The sequence below is a fragment of the Sphingobium sp. IP1 genome (assembly GCF_002708645.1).
Classification (GTDB): Bacteria; Pseudomonadota; Alphaproteobacteria; order Sphingomonadales; family Sphingomonadaceae; genus Sphingobium; species Sphingobium yanoikuyae.
Window position 1 is genome coordinate 1 of the sequence record NZ_NOIW01000179.1, and the last position, 5,950, is coordinate 5,950.

The 5,950-nt window shown below is 63.6% G+C and carries 3 protein-coding genes; 1 reads left to right on the forward strand and 2 read right to left on the reverse strand.

Annotated features, from left to right (window positions below; genetic code table 11):
- Positions 1 to 160 (forward strand): transposase (locus CG471_RS28540; protein WP_143560307.1); only part of this gene is annotated, 160 nt, incomplete at its 5' end.
- 76 nt (positions 161 to 236) lie between these two features.
- Here the strand turns inward: CG471_RS28540 and CG471_RS28545 are convergent.
- Together CG471_RS28545 and CG471_RS28550 are read right to left on the reverse strand one after the other, a co-directional pair.
- Complete coding sequence (locus tag CG471_RS28545) at positions 237 to 2,507, reverse strand: arylsulfatase (RefSeq protein ID WP_099234514.1); 2,271 nt, start codon at positions 2,505 to 2,507, stop codon at positions 237 to 239.
- Between the two features lie 172 nt (positions 2,508 to 2,679).
- Positions 2,680 to 5,592 (reverse strand): TonB-dependent receptor domain-containing protein, encoded by a 2,913-nt coding sequence (locus tag CG471_RS28550; protein WP_257211725.1) that lies wholly within the window; start codon positions 5,590 to 5,592, stop codon positions 2,680 to 2,682.
- Positions 5,593 to 5,950 lie beyond the last annotated feature (358 nt).

Consider the following 5,950-nt stretch of genomic DNA (forward strand, 5'->3'; position numbering starts at 1 on the left):
CGCCTTCTCGCCGTGGCTCTACAAACAGCGAAACCTCGTCGAACGATTCTTCAACCGCATCAAGCAGTTCCGTGGCATCGCCACCCGCTATGACAAAGACCCTGCCAACTTCCTCGCAGCCATCAAGTTCATCTGCGTGCGCATCTGGTGCAGTGCGTAATGAGTCTACGCGCTAGAGCATTTTGAAGTCAGCTGGCACAGCGGACGGCTCGCAAAATGCGGAAAGCAAAGGGACCCTAGGGCAGGCTGATATCCACTCGCTCGATCGTCCCGGTGAAGTGGCCGCTGGCCACATCATAGGCAGGATCGACCGGGCTGATACTGTCCTGGCCGACCTCGAAATCCTCGGTGTGCGACACGACGAGCGCGAAGGTGCGGTCGATCCGGCCGCGCGCGACCTCTTTGCCATCCACCAGCAGCGTGGCGGTGGCGCCACTGGTCGGCGCTTCCTGGTCCATGACGAAGCGCAGGCCGATATCGTGCCGCCCCGCAGTCAGGGGCGCGGTGCCGGCAATCCGGCTCGTATGGGCCGGGGTCAGATTATAGGTGAAGCTGGGTCGCCCCTTGTCCAGGAACAGGCTGTAGCCGCCGAAGCGGCCACCATGCACGGCGATAACGCCCTGGCCGCCATCGGCCGGCACGCTCACCTGCGCGCGGATGGTGAAGGAATGGCCAACCAATCCCGGCGCCGCGCTTTCCGGAATGGGACCGATCGGGCCATGATAGGTGAACAGGACACGCCCGGCATTATGGTCAGGTCGGCCCTTCTGCCCGCCTTCGCTGCCATGGATCGGCAGGATGCCGGCGGTCGCCGCTTCGGCCCAGAACAGATCCTTGAGCGCGGCAAGTTTTTGCGGATTGGCAGCGGCCAGATCATGCGCTTCGCTGAAGTCCGAGCGGGTATCATATAGCTGCCAGACGCGCTGGTCGATCGGCACGGGCGGCGGCGGCGTGCGTTCCCACGGCGTCACCATCGGCGCGGTCGCAGCCACCCAGCCATCCTTGTAGACGCTCAGATTCTGCGCCATCGCGAACACCTGGGTCGTGCGGTGCGAGGGGGCGTCCTTCGCGGCGAAGCTGTAACCCATGCTGATTCCGGTGATCGGCTTTTGCGGTACGCCGTCCAATATCTCGGGCGCCTTGACCCCGGCGGCCTCCAGCACGGTCGGCATGATGTCGCTGACATGGTGGAACTGGCTGCGCAGCCCGCCCGGATCCTGGATATGGCGCGGCCAGGACATCACCATGCCATTGCGGGTGCCGCCGAAATGAGAGCCATAGCGCTTGGCCCAGGGGAAGGGAGCGTTGAGCGCCCAGCCCCATCCGCCGGGGATCAGATTATAGGCATGTCGCGTGCCGATATCGTCGATATGGGCCAGGGCATAATCGGGATTTTCCTTCACCCCGCTCAGCGCCGACTGCTCGAACAGCTTGCCGTCGAAACTGCCTTCCGCGCTCGCGCCATTGTCGCCCTGGATATAGATGATCAGCGTGTTGTCGATCTCGCCATTGTCGCGCAGCCGCTGGATGACGCGGCCGATCTGCGCGTCGGCATAGGCGAGCGACGCGGCATAAGCCTCCATATAGCGGGCATAGAGACGCTTCTGATCGGCGGTCAGGCTGTCCCAGCGCGGCAATGTGTCGGGCCGGGGGGCATCGTCCGTCCCCTGCGGGATCACGCCCAGCCGCTTCTGCCGGGCGACCGTTTCCGCCCGCATCGCGTCCCAGCCGGCATCGAATTTGCCACGAAAGCGCGCCATCCAGTCGGCGGGCGGCTGGTTGGGGGCATGGGCGGTGCCGGTCGCATAATAGAGGAGAAAGGGCTTGTCCGGGGCGGCTGCATGCTGCTCGTCGATCCAGCGGATAGCATGATCGGCCAGGTCATGTTCCAGATGATAGGCGGGATCGGCTGGTGCCTGCACATGCGCGGTATTTTCGACCAGATTGGGTTCGGCCATGCTGCTGTCGGCCCCCAGGAAGCCGTAGAAATATTCGAAGCCCAGGCCCGTGGGCCAGCGGTCGAACGGTCCGGCGCGGCTCATTTCCCATTCCGGGGTGACATGCCCCTTGCCGATCATCGCCGTATTATAGCCGTTTTCCTTCAGGATCTGGGCCATGGTGCCGGCGCTTTTGGGGATCACGCTGTTATAGCCGTCATAGCCTGTCGCCCAGTTGGCGACATAGCCCATGCCGACCGCCTGCGGATCGCGCCCGGTCAGCAGCGAGGCGCGGGTCGGCGAACAGATGGCGGTGGTGTTGAACTGGTTATAACGCAGTCCGGCCTGCGCGAGCGCGTCGAAGGTCGGCGTGGGGATCGGGCCGCCAAAGGTGCTGCTGGCACCAAAGCCGACATCGTCGGTCATGACGATCAGGATATTGGGAGCCCCGTTGGCGGCGCGGACTGGCTGAGGCCATCTGGGCGGCGAGGATTCCGCCGGCGTGCGGCCATAGATTTTCGCGGCCGAAGCATCGGAGGTCTGGGCGACGGCAGGCGCTGAGAGCGCCATGAGCAGCGCGAGGGAGGATGTCGCGCTCAAGACCCTGCTGGACGGGCGATGGACGGGATGGGGCGAAGCATTTGGCAAGGCGACCTCCTTGGACAAAAAAAGAGACGCCGGTTGCATTGGCAGCCGGCGCCCAGGGAGAGAGATACGGCGGCACCAGGCCGCCGTCCGGCTTTCAGAACTTGAAGCGGATGCCGCCCGTGAAGGCGCGGCCCACCGTGTCGTAAAGCGCGAAATTGGTGGCGATGTTGACGCCTGGAATGGTGCCGGGGATCAACGGCGGATCCTTGTCGAACAGATTGTTGACGGTGCCGAAGAATTCGACATGACCGTTGGCCACCGGCAAGCGGTAGCTGAGCGTCATGTCGGTATAGCCGATCGCGCCGATCGTCTGGCCAAGGCCGTTTTCCAGCCCGCCGGGAATGCCCAGCTTCACCTTGCCGATCAGTTGCTGGTTGAGGAAGACGCCGACCCGGCCAATCTCGTAATTGACGCTGAGCGTGCCACGCCAGCGCGGGCGGCCTTCCGGTGTGCTGCTGATCGTGCTGATCCCGGCATATTCCAGCACCGGCGCGGTCGATGACTGCTGGGTCTGATAGCTGTCGAGATAGCTGGCATAGAGGCGCAGGCCCAGATTGCCGCCGGCCAGTTCGGTCCGGTAGGAGGCGTCGAAATCGATGCCGCTGGTTTCAAGGAAGGCGATATTGGCGGGCGCGACACGGATCTGGCTGGGGAAGGATGTCGGCGTGTCGCGGGTGACGAGCGCGCATTCGGGCGCGGTGCCGCCGCTCTGGCTGCAATTGTTGACGATCTGGGTCAGGCTCAACGTGCCGATCGCATCCTTGATCTTGATCCGGTAATAATCGACCGACAGGCTGAGCCCCGGCAGGAAGGACGGCGTGATGACGGCGCCGAAGGTCAGCGTATCTGCCTTTTCCGGTTTCAGATCGGGGTTGCCGCCCGTCACCTGCGGCACATTGGCGGTGATGCCGCTGACCGGATCGACCAGCAGGCTGATCGCGCTCTGATCGCCGGCAAACAGCTCGAACAGATTGGGCGCGCGGATATCGCGCGAGACCGACCCGCGCAGCAGCAGGTCGCTGATCGGTTTCCAGGTGGCGCCCAGCTTCCAGGTCTTGACTGATCCCGACGTGCTGTAATCGGTATAGCGGCCGGCCGCGTTCAGGCTCAGTTCCTGCGCAAAGGGCTGGTCCTTGAGCAGCGGCACCGCCAGTTCGCCGAACACCTCCTTGACGCTCAGGTCGCCCGACGCCTCGCCGACATTGGTCAGCCAATAATGATAAACCGACGAAGGCACGCCGCGCAGGCCGGCGAAATAGGCGCTGCGTTCCGCCGTCGTGTCGAGATCGGCGGGGTTGGCATTGCTGGTCAGGCGCAGGCTCTGGCGGCGATATTCCGCACCCAGCGCGACGTCGACCGGACCGGCGGGCAGGTCGAACAGGGCGCCCTGGATGCTGGCCGACATGGCGTTCTGCCAGATGCGGGCGCGGTAACGCGACGTACCCACGACATAGTCATAGCCAGGCTGGCTGGCATAGGCGTCGCCGGTGGCCAGCAGATTGAAGGGCTGGCAATTGGCATAGCGGGCAGCGATCGTCGGATCGGCACTCAGGCTGGCCCGGCAGACGATCTGGCCGCTGCCATTGCGCACGGCATCGGTCGCGGCATAGAAATGCTGCCAATCCCAGACGCCTTCCTGTGCGACCGAGAAATTGGAGTCGCCATGGTTGAAGGCGACATTCCATTTCCATTTGTCCGCCAGCGTCCCTTCGAACCCGGCATTGACCATCCAGTAATCGGTGCGTTCCGTCGTGTGGGGCCGGGGTGAATTGGCGCCATAGCGGGCGAGCGTGATCGACTGGCTGGTCGGGGTGAAGGCGGCCTGAAGTTCGGCCGGCAGATAGGGATTGCCGCTGTAGAGCGTGGCGGCCGTCGGCGGCACCAGGCTGTTGGCGAGCGAGGTGTAGGACAGGTCGCTGCGCGAGAAGCTGCCCTGGACATAGCCGGTCACGTCCGGCGTGAAGTCCCAGCTCGCCCGGCCAAAGGCCTGATAGGTGTGCAGCGGGGCGACCGCCTGCGTTTCAGGCGAGATCGCATACCCGTCTCCCCCGACAAAATAGCCCGGCGATCCGGTTGCCGTGCCGTTGCTGAACGGCACCAGCGCGCCATTGGCGTCGAACCGGTAATTGGTGAACGGCCCCGATGTGATCTTGCCATATTCCGATGCAGCGCTCAGCGTTACGCCGGATGCGATCATATAGGGATTGAGCGAGCCGCCCGGCGAGCAGGCGGTGGGATCGGCCGCAGCATTGGGATTGGTGCAGCCGACCGTGCTGCCGACATAGCTATAGGCGCCACGTCCCAGTTTGCGGTCGCTGCGCAGCATGCCGTTATTCTTGAAAGTCTCGGCGCTCAGTAACAGATGGCCGCGATCGCCACCGAAGTCGAAGCCGCCGGCGATGCCGAAGCGATAGCCCTGATTATCGCCGCGCTGCGACGTCGAGCCCTGGGCGACGCCGGTCAGGCCGGTAAATTTCTTGTCGAGCACGAAATTGACGACGCCCGAGACCGCGTCGGAGCCATAGGCCGCCGAAGCGCCGCCGGTCACCACGTCCACCCGCTGGATCAGCAGGTTGGGGATGACATTGACATCGACCGTGCCGAGATAGGTGGTCGGCGCCACCCGCTGGCCATCGAACAGGATCAGCGTGCGCAACGGCCCGACGCCACGCAGGTTCAGCACATTGCCGTGCGCCGCGGTGTTGGCGAAATTCATCGAGCTGCGCGACGGGCTGGACGAGTTCTGGAACTGCGGCAACTTGTTGAGCGCGTCGGGAATGTTGGATGGGGTCGCCTTCACCAGCTCTTCGGTCGATGCGACGGTCACCGGCGTCGGCGCGGTATAGCCGTCGCGCACGATGCGGGTTCCGGTGACGACGATATCCTGGGCTGATGTCTGTCCGCTCTGGGCGTCCGCCGGCGGCGTGGCCTCCTGGGCGGCGGCCGCGCTGGCCATCGTGAACAGGGCTGTACCCGTCAGGAATAATGAAGACGCTCGTCCTCGCATTGCACTTCTCCCCATCTTCTCGGTTTATTTTTATCCGATAGTGCAATTTTGATATTAACGCAGTTGATTGAAGTCAACGCAAATATGCGCGGATGGTCATATTTTCTAGAGCCACCTGTGAGAGCCGCGATGCTGACAGCCGCACGGACTAAGGGGATGTTGGCGTGATATGGTTCACCACAATCATGGCAGCGGCCTTCGGTCCGCAGGTGCCATCTGGTCGGCGTGGCCTAGGCCGTAAACTCATAAAAAGCCTTGAGGATTGGCGATTGGCGTGATTCAGAGGCCTCCAGAGTTGGAGGGCTTGATGGCACGGCGGCGGTACGAACTGACAGATCGGGAATGGGCGATTATCGAG

Excerpts from the sequence above, each read along its gene's own strand:
- CG471_RS28545 (WP_099234514.1), bottom strand. The coding sequence starts at position 2,507 with ATGGCGCTCTCAGCGCCTGCCGTCGCCCAGACCTCCGATGCTTCGGCC.
- CG471_RS28550 (WP_257211725.1), bottom strand. The coding sequence starts at position 5,592 with ATGCGAGGACGAGCGTCTTCATTATTCCTGACGGGTACAGCCCTGTTC.